Source organism: Klebsiella sp. 18074, assembly GCF_902705905.1.
Classification (GTDB): Bacteria; Pseudomonadota; Gammaproteobacteria; order Enterobacterales; family Enterobacteriaceae; genus Klebsiella; species Klebsiella terrigena.
The window spans coordinates 1-2,306 of the sequence record NZ_CACSIS010000075.1 but is presented as its reverse complement, the minus strand read 5'-3'; the positions used below and the strand labels follow the sequence as shown (position 1 = coordinate 2,306).

General features: G+C 55.0%; 4 protein-coding genes, 1 tRNA gene and 1 pseudogene. All 6 read right to left on the bottom strand.

Annotation, left to right across the window (positions count from 1 at the left end; translation table 11 throughout):
• Positions 1-196 (bottom strand): annotated as a pseudogene (locus GVK32_RS29000) (lysozyme); the annotation flags it as partial.
• The gene (locus GVK32_RS29600) at positions 168-437 is read right to left on the bottom strand and encodes a phage holin (RefSeq protein WP_159874202.1); all 270 of its coding nucleotides are present in this window, start codon (positions 435-437) and stop codon (positions 168-170) included. The gene GVK32_RS29600 and the pseudogene GVK32_RS29000, both read right to left, overlap by 29 nt.
• Positions 438-973: 536 nt before the next feature.
• Positions 974-1,048, bottom strand: a tRNA-Asn gene (locus GVK32_RS28495).
• A 103-nt stretch (positions 1,049-1,151) separates the two neighbouring features.
• On the bottom strand, positions 1,152-1,841 hold the full coding sequence (locus GVK32_RS28490) for a bacteriophage antitermination protein Q (RefSeq protein ID WP_159874200.1): 690 nt from the start codon (positions 1,839-1,841) through the stop codon (positions 1,152-1,154).
• On the bottom strand, positions 1,838-1,978 hold the full coding sequence (locus GVK32_RS28485) for a YlcG family protein (RefSeq protein ID WP_159874198.1): 141 nt from the start codon (positions 1,976-1,978) through the stop codon (positions 1,838-1,840). The genes GVK32_RS28490 and GVK32_RS28485 overlap by 4 nt, the downstream gene beginning before the upstream one ends.
• Positions 1,975-2,306, bottom strand: a 332-nt coding sequence (locus GVK32_RS28480; protein ID WP_159874196.1) for a recombination protein NinG, incomplete at its 5' end; no start/stop codon positions are given. The genes GVK32_RS28480 and GVK32_RS28485, both read right to left, overlap by 4 nt.

Genomic DNA, 2,306 nt, shown 5'->3' with positions numbered 1-2,306 from the left:
TGCCGAGCATGATATCTTTACCGGTGTGGCCATAGCAGACAGTCCAGACACCCACCACGTCCTGATAAGGGTTGTATCTCACACCCTCCAGACCATCGTTACCGGTCGGCCCAGTGATGAGTGCTGACGCAATGGCTATAGCCCCACCGCCTACGGCAGCAATAACGCTATTCCTCAGCTTTGGTGACATAGCCATTCAGCCGGTCCTCCCGCTCTTTACGCCGGTAATACCAGTTCACGCCACAGGTAATAACAGTGCACGCTATACCGACAACGATCGCCCAGTCACTCAGGCTCATACCCGCCACTTTGTCGGCCAAAATCCATACCTCTGTTTTCGATACGTCGGCATATGCCTTTGCTGAGACACCGCAGCCCGTCAGTGCGGTCCCGGTGCCGTATGAGAGTCTGCTGTATAGGGTGCTCATTCTGTTCATAGCCTCACCTCCGTGGTTACGGATGGCGCTGTGTGTTTGAAAGGGGTCAGGCCCGTCAGGCTGGATTTATCAACAAAGCGTCAAGGATGATTCCTGCGGGACCTGATAATAAAAAACCCGCTCAAGGCGGGAAGCAGTAATGAGGGTATAGCAATGCGGCTCTGTGGCCGAAGGTACCCTGGCTGGGTTTTAGTGTGGTGACCGGTACTGAACTCCGGCTTTCTCTGGCATTACACGTACCTAAGACTATTCTCCAGAGATAGCGCTGTCCTCATCAAGGGGTGCCGTCTCTAACGCATCAGCCTGCGCATTCACCACAACGGAAAGAGCAATGCACCAGGACTCGAACCGGCTCCAGGGCACCACCCCGGATTGCTGAGCGGGTGGTTAAATTCATCTCAGCAGCAGATAATGCCTCTATCTGCACATGCAATGCTCTTACCTGTTATGGGCTCCGTTTCGTGGAGCAACGGCTGGCGATCAACTCAGCACCCGGGGAGGACTTATTTTAGGCGAGAATGCCCGTGCTCCATATCTGGCGGGACAGGAAGGATTCGAACCTTCGACCATTCGGTTAACAGCCGAACGCACAACCGCTGTGCTTCTGACCCAGAAACGACAAAGCCCCGACGTTTCCGTCAGGGCTCTTTTTATTCTTTATGCCGCCACTTAAAGTTAAGGCAGCATATCAAAGTAGACTCAAATATGACGCATTTAATCCAGTTTTGCAAGACTTAAGTCTAAATTTGTCGCCTTTTGTTGTGAACGTGATCGCGTCACCTGCAATAAAGCATCGCTATCCAGCACCATGAAGATGCCTGTCATTGCCTCCCAGCGCGTTGTGAAGGTTTCTGACCAATTCTTGGGTGTCACCCCTACCATCGCCGCGAGGTCGCCATACTGATACTGGTCACGCCCAGCCAGCCCCGCCTTCGCATCCTGCGCCGCCAACCAGATAAGCTGGCGCAGACGCTCGACTGTTTTTTTCGCAATGCGCATGCCGGCCAGTTGCTGACTGAATTGCTCCCACGCCCACCGGGTTATCGTCTCCTGGTGCTCCCAGAGGATGTTGTCGCTGTAGTTCCAGAGCAACCATGCTTTCTGGTGATCGTCGAGCGACAGAAGCGCGCGGCGCCATGATGCGGTTGAGTATTCCACGGGCAGCACCAGGGCAATCGCCGAACCTTTGGCGCGCGACTGGCTTCCGGCCATCGGAGGGCTATCAGGATTGACCATGCGCTTTTTCTGAGGGTCATAAACTTTTTTACGCCCGCGGCTGCGAGCTGTCGCCTCAAGCATCGCGTTCTCTGCAAATGCAACGAGCTGCCCTTTCGTCGCTCCGCTCAGGTCTGCAGTGGCAACTATCAGCTGCTGGCGAACATATTCTAAATATTGGATCGTCATGCTGTCTCTCCCAGGGTCTGATAGATGCGGATGAAGTTCTTCAAAATACGGTAGTCAACCAGCACGGTGCCGCGGTGCCGGCAGAGGCGGAGCTTTTGCCAGCGGTCGCGGATGCGCTCTATGGCGAGCTGATTCATGCAGCCTCCCGTTGTTTTACGAGCGCACGCCGTAACGCGCTGTAATGGCGCCTGATGCCTTCCAGCTCTTCGATGGTGTATCGGTGAGGGGCATTGTTGTTTTCGAGCGCCTCGACGCGCTCAACGCCGATCCTGGGTATCAGGTTGATGCGGTATTGCTGCTGATTGCCGGACAGCTGGACATTGCAGTGATGGCACTGTTTATTGATATTGTCCTCGTTGTAGCGCAGGTGGGATGCTTTCCCGCGGGAGCGGTAATGCCCGGCCTCCCACTGAACTGTTTCCCATGTGCCGCAGCTGATGCACGGCAGGTTATGGTCACGTTCGC

What these genes read in the sequence shown, in the direction of transcription:
- GVK32_RS29600 (WP_159874202.1), bottom strand. Translation starts at nt 437, where the DNA reads ATGAACAGAATGAGCACCCTATACAGCAGACTCTCATACGGCACCGGG.
- GVK32_RS28490 (WP_159874200.1), bottom strand. Translation starts at nt 1,841, where the DNA reads ATGACGATCCAATATTTAGAATATGTTCGCCAGCAGCTGATAGTTGCC.
- GVK32_RS28485 (WP_159874198.1), bottom strand. Translation starts at nt 1,978, where the DNA reads ATGAATCAGCTCGCCATAGAGCGCATCCGCGACCGCTGGCAAAAGCTC.